The 21,127-nt window shown below is 40.4% G+C and carries 18 protein-coding genes; 1 reads left to right on the top strand and 17 read right to left on the bottom strand.

Going from position 1 to position 21,127, the window contains the following annotated elements:
* Window positions 1–69: 69 nt before the first annotated feature.
* The 6 genes from MK482_RS05060 to mecA form a co-directional block, all read right to left on the bottom strand.
* Window positions 70–1,818 carry an ABC transporter ATP-binding protein gene (locus tag MK482_RS05060; RefSeq protein WP_124787311.1) on the bottom strand — a complete coding sequence of 583 codons (1,749 nt, stop codon included), beginning with the start codon at window positions 1,816–1,818 and terminating at the stop codon, window positions 70–72.
* 1 nt (window position 1,819) lies between these two features.
* Window positions 1,820–3,544, bottom strand: a complete 1,725-nt coding sequence (locus tag MK482_RS05055; RefSeq protein ID WP_268718149.1) for an ABC transporter ATP-binding protein — start codon at window positions 3,542–3,544, stop codon at window positions 1,820–1,822.
* A gap of 60 nt (window positions 3,545–3,604) precedes the next feature.
* Window positions 3,605–4,543: a peptide-methionine (R)-S-oxide reductase MsrB gene (gene msrB, locus MK482_RS05050; RefSeq protein ID WP_084888477.1), complete on the bottom strand. Its 939-nt coding sequence runs from the start codon at window positions 4,541–4,543 to the stop codon at window positions 3,605–3,607.
* Between the two features lie 212 nt (window positions 4,544–4,755).
* Window positions 4,756–5,625: a homoserine kinase gene (gene thrB, locus MK482_RS05045; protein WP_268718148.1), complete on the bottom strand. Its 870-nt coding sequence runs from the start codon at window positions 5,623–5,625 to the stop codon at window positions 4,756–4,758.
* 1 nt (window position 5,626) lies between these two features.
* Window positions 5,627–6,913, bottom strand: coding sequence for a homoserine dehydrogenase (locus MK482_RS05040; protein ID WP_124787307.1), 1,287 nt, complete (start codon window positions 6,911–6,913; stop codon window positions 5,627–5,629).
* A 147-nt stretch (window positions 6,914–7,060) separates the two neighbouring features.
* Window positions 7,061–7,798, bottom strand: coding sequence for an adaptor protein MecA (gene mecA, locus MK482_RS05035; RefSeq protein ID WP_124787306.1), 738 nt, complete (start codon window positions 7,796–7,798; stop codon window positions 7,061–7,063).
* Window positions 7,799–7,922: 124 nt separating this feature from the next.
* On the opposite strand from mecA, the gene MK482_RS05030 reads away from it, so the two are divergent.
* Window positions 7,923–9,401 (top strand): oligosaccharide flippase family protein, encoded by a 1,479-nt coding sequence (locus MK482_RS05030; protein WP_124787305.1) that lies wholly within the window; start codon window positions 7,923–7,925, stop codon window positions 9,399–9,401.
* A gap of 95 nt (window positions 9,402–9,496) precedes the next feature.
* On the opposite strand, the gene MK482_RS05025 is transcribed toward MK482_RS05030, so the two are convergent.
* From MK482_RS05025 to aroC, 11 genes are all read right to left on the bottom strand, one after another.
* Window positions 9,497–10,309, bottom strand: coding sequence for a LicD family protein (locus MK482_RS05025; RefSeq protein ID WP_124787304.1), 813 nt, complete (start codon window positions 10,307–10,309; stop codon window positions 9,497–9,499).
* 58 nt (window positions 10,310–10,367) lie between these two features.
* A complete protein-coding gene (locus MK482_RS05020; protein WP_124787303.1) occupies window positions 10,368–12,527 on the bottom strand; it encodes a LicD family protein in 2,160 nt (719 codons plus the stop codon).
* A 21-nt stretch (window positions 12,528–12,548) separates the two neighbouring features.
* Window positions 12,549–13,517, bottom strand: a complete 969-nt coding sequence (locus MK482_RS05015; RefSeq protein WP_268718147.1) for a glycosyltransferase family 2 protein — start codon at window positions 13,515–13,517, stop codon at window positions 12,549–12,551.
* The gene (locus tag MK482_RS05010) at window positions 13,514–14,350 is read right to left on the bottom strand and encodes a LicD family protein (RefSeq protein WP_268718146.1); all 837 of its coding nucleotides are present in this window, start codon (window positions 14,348–14,350) and stop codon (window positions 13,514–13,516) included. Before MK482_RS05010 ends, MK482_RS05015 begins: the two co-directional genes overlap by 4 nt.
* Before the next feature lie 144 nt (window positions 14,351–14,494).
* On the bottom strand, window positions 14,495–15,805 hold the full coding sequence (locus tag MK482_RS05005) for an LCP family protein (RefSeq protein WP_261087671.1): 1,311 nt from the start codon (window positions 15,803–15,805) through the stop codon (window positions 14,495–14,497).
* Window positions 15,802–16,650, bottom strand: coding sequence for a prephenate dehydratase (pheA, locus tag MK482_RS05000; protein ID WP_261087674.1), 849 nt, complete (start codon window positions 16,648–16,650; stop codon window positions 15,802–15,804). Before pheA ends, MK482_RS05005 begins: the two co-directional genes overlap by 4 nt.
* Window positions 16,647–17,123, bottom strand: coding sequence for a shikimate kinase (locus MK482_RS04995; RefSeq protein WP_261087675.1), 477 nt, complete (start codon window positions 17,121–17,123; stop codon window positions 16,647–16,649). Before MK482_RS04995 ends, pheA begins: the two co-directional genes overlap by 4 nt.
* On the bottom strand, window positions 17,116–18,399 hold the full coding sequence (gene aroA, locus MK482_RS04990) for a 3-phosphoshikimate 1-carboxyvinyltransferase (protein WP_261087678.1): 1,284 nt from the start codon (window positions 18,397–18,399) through the stop codon (window positions 17,116–17,118). Before aroA ends, MK482_RS04995 begins: the two co-directional genes overlap by 8 nt.
* A 90-nt stretch (window positions 18,400–18,489) precedes the next feature.
* Entirely contained in the window at window positions 18,490–18,828 is a 339-nt protein-coding gene (locus tag MK482_RS04985) for a YlbF/YmcA family competence regulator (RefSeq protein WP_054386691.1), read from the bottom strand.
* A 10-nt stretch (window positions 18,829–18,838) separates the two neighbouring features.
* Window positions 18,839–19,942: a prephenate dehydrogenase gene (locus MK482_RS04980; protein WP_268718145.1), complete on the bottom strand. Its 1,104-nt coding sequence runs from the start codon at window positions 19,940–19,942 to the stop codon at window positions 18,839–18,841.
* Window positions 19,943–19,951: 9 nt separating this feature from the next.
* Window positions 19,952–21,118, bottom strand: a complete 1,167-nt coding sequence (gene aroC / locus MK482_RS04975; protein WP_004259785.1) for a chorismate synthase — start codon at window positions 21,116–21,118, stop codon at window positions 19,952–19,954.
* Between the last annotated feature and the right edge of the window lie 9 nt (window positions 21,119–21,127).

Here is a 21,127-nt window from a genome sequence, read left to right as displayed (position 1 = left end):
CTAGCTATTGTAACAAAAAAGTCACCCGAAGGCAACTTTTTTATCTATAAGATTTCAAAGTAGAAAGGCTTATTCAGAGCTAAAAGCTGCAGCTTGCTGCATTTGGTAATACTTGCCCTTTCGAGCCATGAGATCATGATGGTTACCATACTCAACGATGTCACCATCCACCAAGACTAGAATCAGATCCGCATCCTGAATGGTTGACAAGCGGTGGGCGATGATAAAGCTTGTGCGCCCCTTCATGAGTTTGGCAAAGGCATCCTGTACTAGAACTTCTGTCCGTGTATCGATGGAAGAAGTCGCCTCGTCTAAGATGAGAATCTTGGGAATAGCTAGAAAAACTCGGGCTATGGTCAAGAGCTGAGCCTGACCAACAGAAAGAGATTCTCCAGCATTTCCCAACTTGGTATCATATCCTTGAGGTAACTGTTGGATGAAAAAGTCTGCATTGGCTGCTTTGGCAGCAGCAATCACCTGCTCCCTACTGGCATCAGGATTTCCAAAGGCAATATTGTCATGAATGGTCCCTTGCTTGAGCCAGGTTTCTTGGAGCACCATGCCAAACTGCTGACGTAAAGAGGCACGACTATAGTCATAAATGGATCGTCCATCTAGCAAGATAGCTCCTGAGTTAATAGGATAAAAACGCATGAGGAGATTGATAAGTGTTGATTTTCCAGCACCTGTCGGACCAACGATTGCCACCTTGCTACCAGCTGGGATGTCAATAGATAAATCCTTAATCAAAGTCTTTTCAGGATTGTAGCCAAAAGAAACCTGTTTAAAGGAAATGGCCCCCTTAACTTGGTCACTGGTCAAGACTTCCTTGCCTGTTTCAGCCACCTCAGGACTTTCTAAGACAGTATAGACACGCTCTGCGCAAGCCAGAGCACTTTGCAACTCAGCTAGAACTGAAGAAATATCGTTAAAGGGCTTGGTATACTGCTGAACATAGTTTAAAAAGGTCACTAAACGCCCGATTGTCAAGGTTGAACCCATCATGATACGATAAGCTCCTACTCCAGCAAGAAGAGCATAAATGAGCGCATTGACAAAGCGAGTCGAAGGATTAACCGTTGAAGAATAAAAGATGGCTGACTGAGAATAGCCTGCGTAATTGTCATTAGCCTCACGCAATCTTTGGATAAACTCTTCCTGAGCATTAAAGGACTGGATAATGGTCTGCTGGCTCAAAGATTCTTCAATCAACTGAGTCTGAATTCCCCTCGTCTCTGTTTGCTTTTGGAAGAGATGATAAGATTTCTTGGCAATAAAGCGTGAAATCACCATAGACAGTGGCGTCAACAGCAAGACTAAGAGAGTCATGAGGAGATGAATTTGAAGCATAGCTAGAATACTCACCAAAATCATCAAGACGCCAATAAAAAATTGGTTAAAAATCATGGTCAAGCCAGCTGCCAACTGTTCTATGTCCGTGGTTACACGACTGACCATTTCTCCACTGCCTTGCCGATCTACAAAAGCAATCGGTAAACGATGGAGCTTATGGATGATTCGCTCTCGCAAGTCTTTGGTATAAGAGAAGATTAGGCGATTATAGAGGAGAGGATTGATCCATTGCACAAGAGTATTCCCAATCACCACCAAGAGCATTTGAATGAAAATCTGCCAAAAAACTGGTGATGAACCAGCCACCAGGACTTGGTCAATGATCTGCCCAATCAAAATAGGAAGATAAATTGATAAACTAACTTGGGCAATCGTTCCTAGAAAGGCTAGGAAAAGGAGGAAGGGATGGCTTGCTAAATCCACGGCTAAACGTTTGAATGTTTGATTTGCAGTTTGTCGTCTCATACTAGTCCTCCTTTCCATGTTGGGATGCATTGATTTCACGATAGACTTGGCTAGATTTCATCAAGTCCTCGTGCTTGCCGATAGCTAGGAGCTCCCCTTTTTCCAAGAGGAGAATCTGGTCTGCCATACGAAGTGTTGAGGTTCGTTGAGAAATCAAAATTAAGCTCGTATTTGGCAAATTTTCTCGAATAGCTTTCAAGAGCCTAGACTCGGTAATGGTGTCGAGGGCCGAAGTCGCATCATCTAAGATGAGAAACGGAGCCTGGCGCAAGGCTGCTCGTGCGATAGACAGCCTTTGTTTTTGTCCACCTGAGAAATTTCGACCTCCTGCCTCAACTAGGTCATCCAAGAGTCCTTCCTTTTCACTGACAAAATCGTTAGCTTGCGCAATCTCCAAGGCCTGCCAAAGTTCTTGGTCAGATAGTTCTTGATCTAAACCTAGAGTCAAATTGGAACGGATGCTTCCCTTAAAGAGTTCGACTTTTTGGGGCACATAGGCAATCCAAGATCGCCACTGCTCCAAATTAATAGGACTACGTCCATCTCGATAAAGGTCAATGCTTCCCTTATCAATTTGATAAATACCAAGTAAGACTTGTACCAAGCTTGACTTACCAGAACCCGTTCCCCCAATGATACCAAGGATTTGTCCTTGAGTCATATCAAAGGAAATATCTCTCAGAGAAGGCTGGGCTGCATCAGGGTAGGTAAAAGTTAAATCTTGAACTTGTAAAACCTGATTACTGGTAGTTTGCTTTTGTTCTAATTCTGAATGGATATCTTCTGGAGCTTCGGCAAAGACTTCCTCGATTCGCTTGGCTGAGATATAGGACTGGTTGAGGGAATTTATCAGCATGGCTAGCTTGACCAATTCCACCAAGATCTGTAGGAGATAGTTGATAAGAGCAATCAAGGCACCTTGACTGAGTAAACCTCCTTGAATTGAAATATAACCCTGCCAGATAATAACGAGGAGGGTTCCATTAACAATCAGATAGGTCAGGGGTGTTAATAAACTGGACCAGAAACCTGTCTTTTCTTGTAATCTAGCATAGACTTGGTTAAGGGTTTGAAAAATATGTAACTCTCGTTTTTCTTGACCAAAAGCACGAATAACGCGCATACCTTGTATTTGCTGACGCGTTTCTTGAACCAGTTGGTCCGTTTTCTTTCTGAGACTACTGTAGAGAGGATTGACCAGTCGAGAGAACCCTACAATAACAATGGTCAAAATGACAACCATGACCAAGAACCAGAAAGTCAGCTCAGCTGAAATGCGATAGGCCATAAAAATGGCTCCAAAAACGATAATAGGTGCTCGCAAAAAGAGGCGCAAGAATTGATTGATCCCAGTCTGAATCTGGTAGGTATCCGAAGTCAAGCGAGTCACCAAACTAGAAGTTGTCAAACGGTCTCTACTGTCCTTAGGTAAAGACAAAATATGACGATAAAGATCATCTGTCAGTCCTTTGGCAAATCCAACCGCAGCCTTAGCTGAGTAGAACTGAGCTATTAAGGCCACTACAACACCAATTACTGCAAAGATAAGAAGCAAACCAATCTGCATCCAGAGATGACCTTGATTTTTTTGGGGCAATGATTGGTCAACAATCCCAGCAATCACCATGGGAACCAAGAGCTCAAAAACAGCTTCTAACAACTTGAACAAAGGTGCTAAAATCGATTCTCTGATGTAGGGTTTAAAGTAAGATAGTAAGTGTTTCATAAATCCCTTCTATTCGTTTTCTAGAAATGAAGAAAGTGGGAAGCACCCACCATCTCTGATTTATTTGTTTAAGTAAGGTAGTAGATAGCCATAGCCTGCTTCTTCCATCTCATCCTTGGCCACAAAGCGCAAGGAAGCAGAATTGATACAGTAACGGAGGCCACCAAACTCACGCGGTCCATCTGTGAAAACATGGCCCAAGTGAGCATTCCCCGACCGAGAACGAACCTCAATTCGCTCCATTCCATGGCTGAGATCCTTGTAATAATGAATCAATTCCTTGGAAATCGGACGGCTAAAACTTGGCCAACCACAACCTGAGGCAAACTTATCCTTGGCAAAAAAGAGTGGCTCACCTGTCGTAATATCTACATAAATCCCTTCTTCAAAGGTTTGGTCATAGGCATTGGTAAATGGAGCCTCTGTAGCAGCTTCTTGGGTAACACGATAGGATTCTTCAGATAAACTGCCCTTTAACACCTCTTGACTAGGCTTTTCATAGTGAGAGGCATCAATCAATGGCTTCTCAGCATCGGTCACATCGATATGACAGTAACCTGAAGGATTCTTCTTCAGATAGTCTTGGTGGTAATCTTCAGCTAAAATATAGTGGCGAAGTTTCTCCACCTCTACTGCAATCTTTCGCCCAAGCATGCGCTCCTGCTCCTGCACCACTGTATAGATAGTTGGCAAGTCTGCTTCATCCTGGTAATAAATCCCGGTCCGATATTGGCGACCACGGTCATTTCCTTGTTGATTGACTGATAATGGATCAATAACACGGAAATAATAAAGTAAAATTTCTCTGAGTGAGACTACCTTCTCATCGTAAATTACTTGAACCGTTTCTGCATGGTCTGTTTCTTTGAGCAACTGGTAATTGGTCGTTTCGACTTGACCATTAGCGTAGCCAACACTGGTTGCTAATACGCCAGAAATTCGGGAAAAATACTCCTCTAAACCCCAAAAACAACCGCCTGCTAAATAAATTTCTGCCATCTTTATTTCTCCTTTATCAAGTTTTTAACTAATACTCTTCGAAAATCTCTTCAAACCACGTCAGCTTTATCTACAACCTCAAAGCGGTGCTTTGAGCAACCTGCGGCTAGCTTCCTAGTTTGCTCTTTGATTTTCATTAAGTATAAACTTCTTTTCAAAAAAAGGATAGGAAGCCCTCTGGTCGAGAGTTTCCCCATCCTATCTTCTATTCTTTATTTTGCTTCGACACGGACACCTTTGGTATCAACTTTCAAGTCATGAAGTTTTCCTTTGAAGGGTTGCTTTTCCAATTCTGCCTTAATCGTTGGCATCTTGTCATGAGAAGCCAAAACCATAACTGTCGGCCCAGCACCAGAGAGATAGGTTGCATAGGCACCATTTTCTTTGGCTACTTGCTTAATCGTCGCAAATTCTCTCACCAAGTCCTGACGATAGCGCTCGTGGAAGAGGTCTCCCTCGATTGCTTGCCCAGCGGTCACCATGTCTCCTGTCAACAAGGCAGCAACCGCCACATTGGCGATAGAACTAGCTGCAACAGCTTCCTTGTAAGACAATTTCTTAGGTAAGACGCCACGGCTGTCTCGAGTACGCAATTCATAGTTTGGAATGTAGGCTAGGAAATCACACTCTGGGAAATCTGCTACGATAGCAGAAACTTGTCCATCAACAGAGCTTGCAATAACGAGATTACCATAAATAGCTGGAGCCACATTGTCAGGATGCCCTTCAATCTTGGTCGCCAACTGCAACTTTTCATGGTCTGACAAGTTGAGATTTCCCAGTTGGTTGGCTAGTTCAATTCCAGCAACAATAACCGAGCTGGAAGAACCCAAACCACGCGCCAAGGGAACATTACTGGTCATTTTCAAGCGTCTTGGGTGCAAGTCTGGTACAATTTGCAAAGCGATTTTGAGCAAGAGATTACGTTCGTCATGTGGAATCCATTTGCCAATCTGGTGTTCAATCAACCACTCATCTCGTTCTTCACAGACCTCGATTTGAAGGTACTTGGTTACAGCTACACCGACCGAGTCAAAACCTGGCCCGATATTGGCACTGGTTGCAGGTACAATAATCTTCATTTTATTCTCCTAGCACCTTGAAGGTATTCAAGAGGTCGAATTCTGAAACCTTCTTCAATTCAGCTGAGACATTTTCAAGCTGGGCTTTATTAATCTTGTGTGTGATGATCACAACACGCGCCTTGTCACCCTCTTTGCCGTCTTGGAGGATTTGCTTGAAGGAAATATCTTGGGCATTAAAGATTTCAGCCAACTTCAAGACCTGACCTTTTGAGTCTGGTGCCAAGATTGAGAAGTAGTAATTTGCTTTGACATCCTCTGGATTTGCCAAGACCAAGTCACGGCTATATTCGTTGAAGTCTTTGCCAATGGTACCATCATTCAAGCGACGAACGATACGGACAATATCTGCTACAACACTCGTTGCAGTTGGTTTTTGACCCGCACCTGGTCCGTAGTACATAGACTCACCGATACCGATAGATTCTACAAAAACAGCGTTCATTACCCCATTCACACTGGCAAGTGGGTGCGCTTTAGGTAGGAAGGTTGGTGTTACTTCTGCAGCAATACCTGAAGGAGTTTCCTCGATAGAACCAACCAATTTCACTACATATCCGAGTTCTTGAGCTACAGCTACGTCTTCTGGTGTGATGTTACGAATCCCCTTGTGGGCTACATCGTCAAAGGCAACCTTCATGCCAAAGGCAAATTGGCTCAAAATAACCATCTTGTAGGCTGCATCAATCCCATCCACGTCATTTGTCGGGTCGCTTTCTGCAAATCCTAGACGTTGCGCTTCCGCAAGAGCATCATCGTAAGACCAGCCTTCTTCCACCATCTTGGTCATCATGAAGTTGGAAGTTCCGTTAACGACTCCAAGCACGCGCGTGACTTTATCAGAAGCCAAGGAATTTGCCAAGGTACGAAGAATTGGAATCCCACCAGCTACTGCTGCTTCGTAGTAAAGTGCTACCTTGTTAGCTTGAGCGATTTCTAACAATTCTGCACCATGGACAGCCAAAAGGTCCTTATTGGCAGTAACAACGTGTTTTCCAGCTTCCAAGGCACGAGTGATAAAAGTCTTAGCAGGTTCGATACGCCCCATCAATTCCACTACGATAGTAATATCTTGGTCTGACAAAATGTCATCAACATTGGTTACAAAGTTAAAGTCATTCCCTGCTGCAAGCAAGCGATTCTTTTCATCTTCATCCTTAACCAATACTTTAGCAACTTCAATTTCTGAATGTGCTGATTGATTGATTTTTTCTCCATTTTCCTTTAGGAGGAAAGGCACACCACTTGCAACGGTACCAAATCCTAATAAAGCAATTTTAACTGTCATGTTTGTCTCCTCGAAATTTTCTAATATAGCCATTATAACAGAATTTTGTGAAAATTCCTATTATAGTAAATCACTATTTCAATCTAGAAAAGAAAAAACGAATCTGATGATTCGCTCTTTAATCTAGAAATAGCTTTCCATAAAGGATTATCCAATCTTTTGCAGATTGAGCACTGCATCGTGATTCATCAAGACTTGACCATACTCTTGTAAGACTGAACGACTGATATCACTATCGTCTGCAAACTCGCGCATACGAGCCAATAGCCAAGCTGGATATGGACTTGGATGATTTTCAATATCCACTAAAATGGTCAAATAATAGCGCTCATTCATCTTGTAGAGTTCAGAAGTTTCCATCTCAAAAGTCACTGTCTTGGCAAAAGCCACCAAGTCAGCCAATTTTGTAAAAGAAAGGATGTAGTAGATATAAGGCTCTTTCTTGCCCTCAGCTTCTTGTTCAGCCTGTTCTTGCTCTTCTTCCTTGGCTTCGACTTGCTCTAGAGATTGAATCGCTTCAATATCATCTTTAGTCTTTTCTGCAATGCTCTTTTCCAAGGTTTTGATAAATTCATCAGGCGACATTTGAGCCAATTCTTCCATATCTGGTAAATCCGATAAGTCTTCAAAATCTAGATTTTGGTCAATCTTTGATTTGGTTACAAAGACATCGACCTTATCAGGTTTTGGAGTCACACGGAAGCTCAACATACCTGTATCCAAAAAACTCTCAGGCATCTCTAGCTCATCCAAGATAGCATAAAAGAACTCTTCTGTTTTTTCTTGAGGAACGAGAAAGTCAGCAATCTCCATGCCACGATCCATCAAATCCTCTAAAGACATCGTGATTTTCAAAGTTGTATCACTAATTTGTTTCATTTTCATTGCTAGTAACCTCATACTTTCAGTTCTATCTATTATACTAGATTTTTAAGATTTTATCAAAAGAATGAAGCGAGAATGTGATATAATACTAGAGACCATTTTACAATACAAGAAAGAAAGTACAATGAAAAATATAAAAGTTAATGCACTGGCTAGCTTACTAGTCAATGTTCTCAATATCGTTTTTCCTCTGATAACCAATCCTTATCTGACGCGGATTCTCAGCAAATCCAACTACGGTTATTTCAATACCGCCAATACCTGGGCTAGCTTTGTCATTCCACTAGCTGCCTTTGGGATATACAACTACGGGATTCGAGCTATCAGTAAGGTTAAGGACGATAAAGATAAGATTAATTATGTCTTCTCCAAGTTATTCTATATATCTGTAATTACTTCTGTCCTTACAACAAGTATCTATTTTTTGTTTATTTACCTAGATAATAGTATTGAAAATTTGAAAGAACTCTACTACATACTTGGTGTCCAGGCTCTCTTCCAATTCCTTTATATCGAATGGATGAACGAAGCTTATGAAAACTATGCCTTCATCCTTTACAAGACATTGATTATTCGGATTGCCATGCTGGTTGCTATCTTTACCTTTGTTAAAACTGCAGATGATATCATTCCTTATGCCATCGTCATGAGTGCGACAACTATCCTCAACTACCTGCTCAGTTTTCTTTGGATCAAGAGAGAAGTTTCCTTTGTCAAAATTGGTCTCATGGAATTAATCAAAGCATCTAAGCCACTCTTGACCATGTTGCTTCTAGCTAATGCCAATATGCTCTACACCTTGCTTGATAGAATGTTTATCACCAAAGGGCCTGATGAAAACTACATTTCTTATTATACCATTGCTTCTAGCATCGTCATGTTGATTGCAAGTGTCCTGAGTGGAGCTATCAACGTCAGTATTCCACGTCTCGGCTACTATCTCGGTAAGAAAGACTACGAATCTTATAAAAATCTTCTGAACCAAGGAGCTGCCCTCTTTTATTTCCTTATCATTCCAACCAGTATTGGAATGATGGTGTTGGGAAACTACGCGGCAGTTATCTACTCTTCTGAAAAATACCTCGAAGCAGGTATTGTGACTAGTGTTTTCGCCTTTCGTACAATCATCTGGGCCATTGAGTTGATTCTCGGTAAACAAATTATCTTCATCAACGACCACGAAAATCGTTTAACAGCCTTTTACTTTATTGGTGGCGGAGCTAATATCCTACTCAACAGTCTCTTGTATTTCAATAATATTTTTGCACCAGAGTACTACATTGCTACTACTATTATTGCAGAAACTGTAGTTGTTCTACTGGAAATTTACTTTATCAAGAAGCATCATCTGCTTGACTTAAAAGAAATCTTTACTACTTTAACACGCTATACTATTGTATCGCTCGGATTCATTCCAATCTACTTAGCGTTTAAATTCCTTTTCCAAATCAACTCTTACACAGTCAACTTCAATATGATACTCATGGTTCTCTCGACTGTTGCGACTTGCGGTATCTATTATCTCTTGACGCTATTTCTTACCAAAGATAAAACACTCCACTATGCACTCAATCTTGCACTTGCTAAGATTAAAAGAAATTAAAAAATAACCTACTTATCTAAAACAAGGAATACTCCAGTAGATAGGTAGGCTATTTATTTTATCAAATTATCAAATCAAAGTAACTTGTTCATAAATCAATCAATCCAGTAATTTTTATCAGTTCCTGGATTTTGATTTTCAATAGGCGGAAGAGTCATATAGTTTTCACCAAACTCGTAAACCAGAATCTCATGGAATTTTCTAGGAACTTTCACAAGAATATTCTCATATGGCATTTCAATTGTATCATATAACCACTCTTTCTTAATTCCACTTGGATAGTAAGAGTCATAAGTAGTACATGCAAGATCTGTAGCCTGCTCAACATCATATTGCAAAGCTAACTTCTCCAATTTTTCATTCCATTTCTGTGGAGAAGTCAGTCTGAAAATTGCAGATGCAAAATAACGTGGTAAATTCTTGATACCTCCATTATCTATTTTGACTCCTTTAAAATTCAGAGACGAAAGTCTAATAAATTGCTTATAAAGCTTCATCTGTTTTCTATCACGTTCATCTGTAACAACTCCATCGTATGGAAAAATGTCAACACAAGTACCTAGAATAACTGACTTATCTAAAAGATTAGCATCTCTTCTTGTTCTAACATCATAAACTCTCATATATGTATAAGGATATCCCTTTGTTTCTCTATATGAAATTAATCTATAGTAGGGATGTTTTTCATTTTTTAATATCTCATAGAGCTTTTCAAATTCATCACGCGCTAAGGAAATATCTGTATCATCATCCCAAGGTATAAATCCTTTATGGCGTACAGCTCCTAGTAAGGTTCCAAAATCAATAAAATACTTGATTTCATGTTCCTCACACAATTCATGCAAATAGTTTAAAATATCTAATTCAATTTGTTTAATTTCTTCAAGAGTCAAAATTTTCTCTGACATCTATTATTCACTCCTAATCTTTTTACATTGAATCAATGGTTTCTTCATTTCAATAACATCACTGAGATACCTTAATAATTTTCCACAATTGAAAATCATGATGAGAGAACCTTAGCTCAACTGGTGGTAGTTGCATGTAGTCTCCGTAGTCCGAGGTCAGAATTTCATGATAATTTTTTGGAATCATAAATTCCTTACCTTCAAATGTTCCAGTAGTAACTTGTTCCAGCCATTCGCGTCTCCACACTGGTTTGTTCATATCCTTGTAGATAAGATAATCCACTTCCTCATAATCTGACACTTTACGTGATTTAGCAAGTTCTTCAATTTGTGCAACGTATTTATTTGTATTTGTGAAATAAAAAATAATAACTGAAATATAGCGTATCAGTGAATTCAGAACACTTTTTGTATTGGTGATACCTTTAAATGTATAGCAACTCAATTGACGTTTCTTTATCAGCTTTGTCATCTTGTTCTTGAAATTTGCATCATTCTCGTAGCCATCTACAGGGAAAATATCTACATAAATCCCCATATTTGAATCAATGCGAACATCTTCTTCTAGCAAGTAGGTATGGTTATCCTGCACTTTCATGAAGGGATAGACATAGTTGAGATTATTCTTATAAGACATCACTTCGTAACGTTCATCAGGGTTAGCAATAAGATAGTCTTGCAACTTTTCATAATCTTCTCGTAACATACAGATATCCATGTCATCATCCCAAGGAATAAAACCTTTATGACGAACCGCACCGATAAGACTGCCATAAGCTAGGAAATATTTGACACCAATTTTCTGACAAGTTTCATGAATGTATTCCATGATTCCTAGTTCCATCTGTTGAATCTCTCTAATATCAGTTACTTCCTGATAACGAATACCTTCATCACGTTTGCAAACAACTAATCCATAACCAATAATCAACCAAAAGATAATATTAATAAAGTTAGTTGAGTACATAATCTGACTTTCAAATAATTGACCGAACAAGATGCCAAAGAAAAGAATCATAATCAACTTTTCAGAGTTCTTTTTAGAAACAATCAAATAAGTCAAAAAGCGCTTAATTATATATCCTAGTAGAAGTAGAAAGGATACTAAACCTAAAATTCCAGAACTAACAAATATCGTTACCAAAATGTTATGGAAATTTCCACCAATAAGAGAATTTTGAATCTCAAATTTACTGAAATATTTTGTGTAATAATCTGGAACATTTCTTACACCATAACCAAAAATTGGTTTCTCACTTCCCATTTTGATAGCATTTTTCCAAATATAAGTTCTACCACTAGGTGTTGTTTCTATTAGATGAAGTTCACCTGTTTTTTTTATAACTGAAGAATCCGTTTCTGCATAAGATTGTCCTTTATTTAAGTCTAATACAGTCGCTTTCCCCGAGGATATGTAAATAGAGGTTACATAACTCAATCCGATGTTAGCAGCAGAAACAAGTAAAGCAGAAACAATAAAGATTAGAAATCGCTTAGCTAACTTGCCCCCGTTAATAAAGAAACTATAAAACCCAATCATTAACACTAAAGATAATAAAGCTCCTCTACTTTGCATGGTTGCGAAGTAAACTAATTGAATCACATTATTCAGTTTAAGATAGACAGAATATTTACTTCCTTTATGAATCAAATACATAGCCAAAATAATGCTAATGTATGAAAATATCGCACTAGCATTTGGATTAACAATCCCCCACAGACGTCCATTCATAACACCATAGTAATAAGATTGTTCGCCAATCTTAAATAGGATAAGGACTCTACTTATCAATAAACCAAACGCAAAAATTGCTGAAGAAAAAGATACAATTTGAACCGTATAGGCAATCCAGTCAAATAATTTTTTAAGTTTCCCTGATTGTAACATGGTAAATAATAAAACATAGGTTACCATGAAGAGGATTTCAATCACATTTCCAATCAGATGTCCAGAGCGATTGAAAATAGCTGATAGCAGATGACTTCCAGCTAAGAGTCCAAATAAGGATAGAAATTTGCGATCTACTGTGATTTCTTTCCACTTAAACAATAAGGTATAGCAAATATAAAGCACTACAATCGCTGATAATCCCTTGTAGAGGGGATTTGCTATCTTATAAACCAGTGAACTCATACTTAAAATCGAAATAAAAACAAATAGATACGCAATCCATAGTTTTGATTTTTCAAAGTATTCATCCAATTTTGAAAAATTCATTTTCAACTCCTTCTCATGATATTAGTTTTTTAATCCAACAATTTTCTTATATAGCCATGGAGAAATGACAAGTGAAAAGATCGCTACCTTGCGAAAAGTAGTGAAATAAGCATCCTTCCATATTTCGCGTCGATGCTGAACAATCCAAGTCCTCAGCTCGGCTTTCTCCTTTTGATACTCTTCACGTGAAGTAAAGATAATTTTATCGTAAACTGTGATGTACGACCAACATTCTCTATTTATTAATTCGTATTTTAAATTAGGAAAGACTTGTGATACTTGAGCAATGATGTTCTTATAAACTTCTATCGTATCAAATACATACCGATTAACAGATGTTGTCGCACTTCCCTCACGATGATCATAATAATAAATTGGTTTATCAATGAATACACTACTACATCTTGTCTTTAGTAACAATTCCGTTAAAAATAAGGCATCTTCAGCTAGGTGATAATTTGTATTAAACTTTTCATCCGTAAGCAGGTCTCTCTTAAATAGTTTTGCGACTGGAAAGAATGATGTCTTAGTGGTCATCAGTAATTCTTTCATAGTTTCTTCTGTTGACCAAAATTCTTTTCTACCAGAATACGGGGGTAAATCTGTCACTATTCCATTTTTGATATGATGTAGAGGAGCAATCACAAAACCTACATGTTCTCCCTCAACTGCACTAGCTAAAGTAGCTAGATAATCATTGGTGACGAAATCATCGCTATCAACAAAAGTTATCCAAGCACCTGTCGCTAGCTGAATTCCAACATTTCTTGCATTAGAAACACCAGCATTTTCGATATGGTAAACCTTGATATTCTCATACTGATTTGCTAAATGATCACAGATTTGTCCACTAGAATCAGTAGACCCATCATTTATTAGGATTAGTTCAAAATTGGTATAAGTCTGATGAAGAATTGACTCCACACATCGCTCCAGATAGACTTCTACATTGTATACTGGAACGATAACGCTTATTTTTTCTCCCATCATGCTCCATATTCTCCCTTGTATTCTGTATAAGACTTATCCATATCAGCGATGACAGCATCATGATGCGGTACTTGCTTGTCTGCTGGTGGCGGCGTCATATAATCACCAAAAGCAGTGCTGAGATAGGCATCGTAGCCAACTGGAATGGGCATCTCTGTCCCTTCAAATGGCAAGAAGAGATTGTCTTCAAAGGAAGCGATTGGGTACTTATTTCTCATGTAGCCAGGCCCTGAGCATAACTCCGTGATTCCATCGCTCTCAGCCAGACTGTACTTGGTCATTTCTTTTTCAGCTTTTTTCCAAATATGATAACGGAGATATTTGGGAGTCACCCCCAGTAAAATACGGCTTCCCCATTTCATGTCTGCACCATGCTTTTCTGGAATAGTTTGCGCACAAAACAGTGAATAAATCAGTGCCCAACGAACCTGTTTTTTCCGCTCAGCTGGATTTTTCGGATAATAATCCAAAGGCAAAACATCCAAGGCTAGACCATGTGGTAATTCTAAATCCTGCTGATAAGGTTTGATACAGGTGGTTTCCTTGTCACGAATGGTAATAAAAAGATTGCGGTCGACAAAATCCTTGTTACTCTTTGACAAGAAATAACGCTCATCTGCATAACGAGGCCATAATTCTGCCAATTTTTCATAATCCTTACGGGGCATAAAAAAATCTAGGTCGTCGTCCCAAGGAATGAACCCCTTGTTTCGAAGGGCACCAATAGCACCTCCACCACAAAGATAACAAAGCAAATCATGTTCTTTACAAAAGGCCACAAAATATTCAGCCATTTCCAGACTACGTGCCTGAATTGCTTTCAAATCACTCATGTCTCTCCTCTTCTGTTCAATAACGAGTTATATCGTTTTATTATACCATAAAAAAGCCCTAAAAATCCATCAGACACTAAGAAAAATCAAAGTTCAAACCACTATTTTACTGGTGATTCGAACCTTGATTTTTCCTATATTAGTTTATCTCATCCTCATCTGAGAAAGTTTAGTTTGATATTTATTTTGGTCTACTAAGAGTGCCTGCCCTCCATAAACATCGTAATCATCTACCCAATCACCTAGTTCTGGAACTGTTAATCTCTCAATGCCATTTTGCGCTCCATCTAGGAAGGATAAGCCATTGGTCAGTAGGAAACTATAAGGAACATTCGTAGAGGTCATCCCAAAGACCTTACCAAGTGCTTCTGATCCAGTAAAGAGTTTGGTTGGATCCTTGAGTTGTTGCAGAACAGCTGTCAACACTTGCTGTTGTCTCTTGGTACGACCGTAATCACCTTCATCATCATCACGGAAGCGAGCATAATTTAGCAAGGTTGAACCGTTCATCTGCTGTTTCCCAACTTTGATAGTCTGGGTTGGTGACTCTGTTTCCGTAGCATGTAAATCATCTCCGACCGTAGCTTCGGTTAAAGGTTGACCTTCTAAGGTTGAAAATTTGGCATCAATCGTCACCCCATCAGGGAAGAGAGTGTCAATAGCGGTTGCGAAGGCCTGGAAATCAACCAAGGCATAGTACTTAATGTCCAAGTCAAAATTATCTTTCAATACTTGGCGAACCATTTCTGCCCCTTTTTGGCCTTCTTGTTCCCCTAGTTCATAGGCTACATTTAACTTGTTATCTGTTTGTTTCTTCCCGTTGATAATCTTACTATATCCATCAATATAAACTAAGTTATCACGCATGAAACTAACCAGTTTAATTTTCTTATCTGAGCCGCCAACATTTAGTACCATAATAGAGTCCGTTCTCGTCTCGGCACTGTTTTGGCCAATTCGTCCATCCGTCCCCATAATCAAAATATTAACCCCATCCTTGGTATCTTGACCATGAAAAACTTCTACTTGAGCTGCCTTAGCATTGGCAGGTTTATTTGGATCCGCATTTGAATAGCCTTTTAGGAACATAAAAATCATGCCAAAACCGACACAGGCTAGAAGAGCAAGCAATCCTGCAAAAATGCGCCCCCAACGAATCTTACGTTTTTTGGACTTAACCTTTGGATGAGAATGAGTTTTCTGGTATTTTTTTGCACGACTTCGGTTACCATAGGATGGAAGAGGAGACTGATTGATTGGTTCCATGAAAGACTCTTCCATATCATGATTTTCATTATGAATTTCTGGAGAAGTCTCACTTCTGCTAGCCATATTTAACTTACCTTGCAGGTAAGCAAACTCCTTTTTCTCTCGCTCATTGAGGTAATGAATGTTCTTAAAAAGATAGTCATAACGCAACTGCTCGTGATGGTTTAAAGGATTTTCTTTACTCATCTTCTCTCCTTTCCATGGTCTGATATTGGATAAATGGGATAGGCACCCAGAACTTTATACTGGATTCCAATCGCTTCTAATTCTTTTTGGGCAAAGTGGAACAGATTCTTATCGGCATAATCCACATCGATAATGAAAAAGTATTCCCCCAGTGCTGTCTTGAGTGGACGACTTTCAATTTTTGTCAGGTCAATTCCTCTCCAAGCAAAGGTCGAAAGAGCCTTGTAGAGGGCACCGGGAAGGTTGTCCGGTAAGGTCAAGGCCAAACTCATTTTCTCAGTTTGTGCTTGCAAGGGAATACTAGGCCTTTCGGATCCCAAAACCCAGAAACGGGTAAAATTGGCTTCCATTTCCTGAATATCCTCGGCAATCAGTTCTAAGCCATATTCTTCAGCAGAACTTCTTGGTGCAATAGCCGCAAAAGGCTGATCAGGATGTTCGGAAATAAAGCGGGCCGCATAGGCTGTACTGGCTGTCACCTCAATTTGAACCTCTGGATATTGTTCATCGATGAATTTCTTTCCTTGAGCCAAAGCCTGTGGATGAGAAAAAATCTTTTCAATTTTAGTATGACCTGGGACCACCATCAACTGCTGATGAATAGGCTGAACGATTTCTGCCACTGCTTGAATGCGAGCCTGATGAAAAAGGTAGTCCAAGGTTTCATGAACACTACCCTCGATAGAATTTTCAACTGGCACCACAGAATAGTCCACCAAGCCTTGCTCATAGGCCTTGATGACATCTGTAATGTTGGCAAAGGCCTGCAATTCCTCATGAGGAAAAGCTGTCTGCACAACGTGATGTGAAAATGATCCCTTGGGACCTAGATAAGCAATTTTCATCTCAGTTCCTCTATAATTTCCTCTAGATTTAGCTTGGTCACATCCAAAACCCGACTGGCTACTTCCTCATACCAGGCCTGTCGTTCTTGGAAAATAGCTGCAAGTTCTTCCTTGCTATTATTTAGAAAAAGCGGGCGCTGATTGTCCTTATCAGCTGATATGCGTTGGTAGAGGATTTCAAAATCAGCTTTCAGGTAGATGTTATCAGAATTGTTCTTTAGTAAGTCACGATTTCGCTGAGAAACGACCACTCCTCCACCAGTTGACACAACTTGATCTCTTTGTAGTAACTCAGCTAATACTTCTGACTCTACCTGTCGAAAGACCTCTTCTCCCATTTCCGAGAAAAATTCCGCAATGGACATACCTAAGCGTTTCTCAATCAGGGCATCCATATCAAGGTAATTAGGGTCCAAGCCTCTTGCAATAGTCGATTTGCCAGCCCCCATAAATCCTAGTAATACCTTAGCCATGAATCAAGCTCTCCAAATCATCAAAGAAGCTAGGATAGCTGGTATTGATGGCTTCAGCACGGTCAAGCTCCACTTGTCCATCTGCAACCAAGAGGCCCGCGATAGCCGTCATCATGCCGATACGATGGTCTCCAAAAGTATTGACTCTAGCACCGTGAAGGGCTGATTTCCCTTTGATAATCATTCCATCTGCTGTAGGTGTGATATCCGCACCCATGCTATTTAAGGCGTCTGCCACAACCTGAATGCGGTCTGTTTCCTTGACCTTGAGTTCCTCAGCATCCTTGATAACTGTTACACCATGTGCTTGGGTAGCAAGAAGAGCAATAATGGGCAATTCATCAATCAATCGTGGAATCAAAACTCCACCAATCTCTGTTCCTTTCAGGTCTGAAGACTCAACAGTTAAGGTAGCAGACTTAGCGACTGGATCGATTTCAGTTATTTCCAATTTTCCACCCATGGCGCGAATGACATCGATGATACCTGTACGCGTTTCGTTAATACCCACATTCTTCAGCACTACACGAGAATTTGGAACAATCAAACCTGCGACTAGCCAAAAGGCTGCACTGGAAATATCTCCTGGAACAATTACCTTTTGTCCAGTCAGTTTTTGAGGCCCTTGGACTGTGATTTTCTTACCATCCACACTTAAATGACCACCAAATTGTTGCAGCATATCTTCAGTATGATTACGAGTGCACTCTTTTTCGATAATTACAGACTCCCCCTGAGCCTGCAAGGCCGCAAAAATCAAGGCTGACTTAACTTGGGCAGAAGCAATTGGCAACTCATAATGAATAGGTTTTAGGTTTTTCGTCCCTTTTAAATGAAGGGGAGGCAGGTCTCGCTCAGCTTGACCTGAAATACTAACGCCCATTTTTTTCAGTGGAATCGTCACACGGTCCATAGGACGTTTGGAAAGACTATCATCTCCAAACATCTCTACTTCAAAGTCTGCACCAGCAAGAACGCCTGAAATTAAACGAATAGATGTCCCAGAATTCCCCATATCCAGGGCTTTCTGAGGTGTTTTCAATCCATCCATCCCAACACCTTGAATAGTAACGACACCGTCCTTATCCTCAATCTCTACGCCGAGGTCACGAAATACCTGCATGGTTGACAAGACATCTTCACCACGCAAGATATCATAAACCTTAGTTTCACCCTCAGCCAAGCTTCCAAAAATAATGGAACGGTGACTGATAGATTTGTCACCTGGAACTCGGATACTGCCGTGTAAGTGGCTAATGTTTGTTTTTAGTTTCATACTGGACCTCATACTTGCAATACTTTTACCTATTTTATCATAAAAAGCCAGAAATTCCTTAAAATTTCTGACTTTATGATAGTTATTTTCTTATTTTAGCAATTCTGAAACTGGTTCGAAAACAATTTTTTCAATATCAGAAAGGTAAATTGCCAATTGTTGTTGCTTGGTAAAGAATTCTGACAAAAGGCTGTTCCCCTGAATCTGCTTGCCAAAGCCTTCCATCTTAGCTTGGAAGGAAGCATCTGGCATTTGACCTGTCTGCGCTAGTCTTTGAATTTCCTCTTGGAAAGCAACATATTCTGTAAAGATTTTGCTTGCCTCAGCATCTGCTGAAATAGCATCTTTAGCTGTTTTTACAGCCTTGTATTCTGGTAATTCGCGTAAACCGCGACTGAGTTCGTTTGCACTATCATAAATATTTGACATAATTTTCTCCTTATTTGATTACGACTGTGTAGTCGGTATTTTCTGTTATGAGATGCTCGGCTCGTTCCAAGTCTTGAGCATTTCTAAATGAAATTTGTAGAATCCCGTGAATATCCTCACGGTTTTCCTCGTTGATATGAATATTGACCAAGGAAGTTCCACGTAGCAGTTCCAAAATCCTCAGGATAACATCTTCTTCATCGGGAACATCGACATAAAGGTCATAAGAGCTATCCACACCACCACGCTTATGGATTTCCATAGCCTGACGTTGCTCACGCGCTTGATTGAAAAAGTTCCAGATTTGGTTTTCATCACCCTTGCTGATGGCCTTGCCAACCTCATCCAATCGTTCCTTGAAATCCTCAATTCGATCTAGAATAGTCTCACGATTGGACAAGAGAATGGAAGTCCACATACCTGGCTCGCTTTCCGCAATTCGAGTCATATCTCGAAAACCACCAGCCGCAAAGCGCCTTGCCATCTCATGTTCTTGAGCATAAACCGCGGTCTGTTCCATGAGACTGGAAGCCAGAATATGAGGAAAATGGCTAATCTGAGAAGTCACACGATCATGCTCCTTGGCATCAATCTCGATAAAACGAGCATGAAGACCTGAAAGCAGATCCTTCATTTCCGCAAGTGTGTCAGAACTTGTCAGGTTCGAAGGCGTAAAGATATAATAGGCATTTTCAAAAAGATTGACATCCGCAGAAGCAGCCCCTGTCTTGTGACTACCAGCCATGGGATGGGCTCCGACGAAGCGAACAGGTTTGCCAGCCAAATATTGCTCCGCCGCATCCACAATGACTGACTTAGTCGAACCAGCATCTGAGATAATCACTCCTTCTTTCAAGTCCAAGTTAGCCAACTCCTTAATGAAAGCAATGGTCTGTTTGATTGGCAAACTGAGAATAATGATATCTGCCAGAGGAGCAAAACTAGCAAAATCATCCGTTGCACGGTCAATCATGCCTTCTTTCAAGGCGATATCTCTCGAAACTTGACTGCGATTATAACCTAAAATTTCATAATCTGGATGATCGCGTTTGATGCCAAGGGCCATAGAGGCTCCAATCAATCCAAGACCTGCGATATAGACTGTTTTTGCCATAGGAACTCCTTAATAGTTCTTTGTATAGTCTCGATGTTTTGCCACTGCTTCTTTTAATTCCTCTAGATTGTCTGATGAGAATTTTTCAAGGATTTCTTGTGCCAGAACCGTTGCCACAACAGCTTCCATAACTACACCTGCAGCTGGAAGAGCGGTCGGATCACTTCTTTCAACAGTTGCCTTGTAAGGTTCGTGGGTTTCGATATCCACACTCATGAGTGGTTTGTAGAGAGTAGGAATGGGCTTCATCACGCCTCGAACAACGATAGATTGCCCATTGGTCATACCACCTTCAAAGCCACCTAGATTATTGGTACGGCGGGTATAACCGTCTTCTTTAGACCAGAGAATTTCATCCATGACTTGGCTGCCTTTACGATAACCAGCTTCAAAGCCAAGACCAAATTCCACCCCTTTAAAGGCATTGATAGAGACAACAGCTTGGGCCAATCTTGCATCCAATTTTCTGTCCCATTGGACATAGGAACCAAGACCAACTGGAACACCTCCAACGACTGTCTCCACAACCCCACCGATGGTATCACCGTCACGTTTGATTTGGTCAATATAATCCTTGATTTCCTGTTCTCTTTCTTGGTTGACAATAGAAACTTCAGACTGGGCAGCTCTTTCCTTAATCTCAGCAACTGTGAGATCTTCAGGAACATCGATTTCCTTGCCACCAAAGACTACAACATGGTTGGCAATCTCCATATCCAGCTCAGCCAAGAGGCGTTTGGCTACTGCCCCAACTGCCACCCGCATGGTGGTTTCACGGGCAGATGAACGCTCCAAAGAATTTCTCAAATCGTCAAAACGGTACTTGATGCCCCCAACCAAGTCGGCATGACCTGGCCGAGGATGAGTGATTTTCCGTTTGCTTTTAAGTCGCTCTTCAATGTCTTCCGCAGACATGATATCCAACCATTTTTGGTGGTCCTTATTGATGACATCCATGGTAATGGGAGCCCCTGTCGTCTTCCCATGGCGAACACCCGAAGTAAAGACAACCTGGTCACTCTCAATCTTCATACGGCCACCGCGGCCGTATCCACCCTGACGGCGTTTAAGGTCGCCATTGATATCATCAGCTGTCAAAGGAAGTCCAGCTGGAATTCCTTCAATGATAGCCGTCAGACGGGGACCGTGTGATTCTCCTGCAGTTAAATATCTCATACACTCTCC

Origin of the sequence: Streptococcus mitis (genome assembly GCF_026782865.1) — a bacterium.
GTDB lineage: Bacteria > Bacillota > Bacilli > Lactobacillales > Streptococcaceae > Streptococcus > Streptococcus mitis_CG.
Note: the sequence above shows the minus strand (reverse complement) of the source record. Positions and strands in the feature narration are given on the sequence as shown.

Excerpts from the sequence above, each read along its gene's own strand:
- MK482_RS05060 (WP_124787311.1), bottom strand. The coding sequence starts at position 1,818 with ATGAGACGACAAACTGCAAATCAAACATTCAAACGTTTAGCCGTGGAT.
- MK482_RS05055 (WP_268718149.1), bottom strand. The coding sequence starts at position 3,544 with ATGAAACACTTACTATCTTACTTTAAACCCTACATCAGAGAATCGATT.
- msrB (WP_084888477.1), bottom strand. The coding sequence starts at position 4,543 with ATGGCAGAAATTTATTTAGCAGGCGGTTGTTTTTGGGGTTTAGAGGAG.
- thrB (WP_268718148.1), bottom strand. The coding sequence starts at position 5,625 with ATGAAGATTATTGTACCTGCAACCAGTGCCAATATCGGGCCAGGTTTT.
- MK482_RS05040 (WP_124787307.1), bottom strand. The coding sequence starts at position 6,913 with ATGACAGTTAAAATTGCTTTATTAGGATTTGGTACCGTTGCAAGTGGT.
- mecA (WP_124787306.1), bottom strand. The coding sequence starts at position 7,798 with ATGAAAATGAAACAAATTAGTGATACAACTTTGAAAATCACGATGTCT.
- MK482_RS05030 (WP_124787305.1), top strand. The coding sequence starts at position 7,923 with ATGAAAAATATAAAAGTTAATGCACTGGCTAGCTTACTAGTCAATGTT.
- MK482_RS05025 (WP_124787304.1), bottom strand. The coding sequence starts at position 10,309 with ATGTCAGAGAAAATTTTGACTCTTGAAGAAATTAAACAAATTGAATTA.
- MK482_RS05020 (WP_124787303.1), bottom strand. The coding sequence starts at position 12,527 with ATGAATTTTTCAAAATTGGATGAATACTTTGAAAAATCAAAACTATGG.
- MK482_RS05015 (WP_268718147.1), bottom strand. The coding sequence starts at position 13,517 with ATGATGGGAGAAAAAATAAGCGTTATCGTTCCAGTATACAATGTAGAA.
- MK482_RS05010 (WP_268718146.1), bottom strand. The coding sequence starts at position 14,350 with ATGAGTGATTTGAAAGCAATTCAGGCACGTAGTCTGGAAATGGCTGAA.
- MK482_RS05005 (WP_261087671.1), bottom strand. The coding sequence starts at position 15,805 with ATGAGTAAAGAAAATCCTTTAAACCATCACGAGCAGTTGCGTTATGAC.
- pheA (WP_261087674.1), bottom strand. The coding sequence starts at position 16,650 with ATGAAAATTGCTTATCTAGGTCCCAAGGGATCATTTTCACATCACGTT.
- MK482_RS04995 (WP_261087675.1), bottom strand. The coding sequence starts at position 17,123 with ATGGCTAAGGTATTACTAGGATTTATGGGGGCTGGCAAATCGACTATT.
- aroA (WP_261087678.1), bottom strand. The coding sequence starts at position 18,399 with ATGAAACTAAAAACAAACATTAGCCACTTACACGGCAGTATCCGAGTT.
- MK482_RS04985 (WP_054386691.1), bottom strand. The coding sequence starts at position 18,828 with ATGTCAAATATTTATGATAGTGCAAACGAACTCAGTCGCGGTTTACGC.
- MK482_RS04980 (WP_268718145.1), bottom strand. The coding sequence starts at position 19,942 with ATGGCAAAAACAGTCTATATCGCAGGTCTTGGATTGATTGGAGCCTCT.
- aroC (WP_004259785.1), bottom strand. The coding sequence starts at position 21,118 with ATGAGATATTTAACTGCAGGAGAATCACACGGTCCCCGTCTGACGGCT.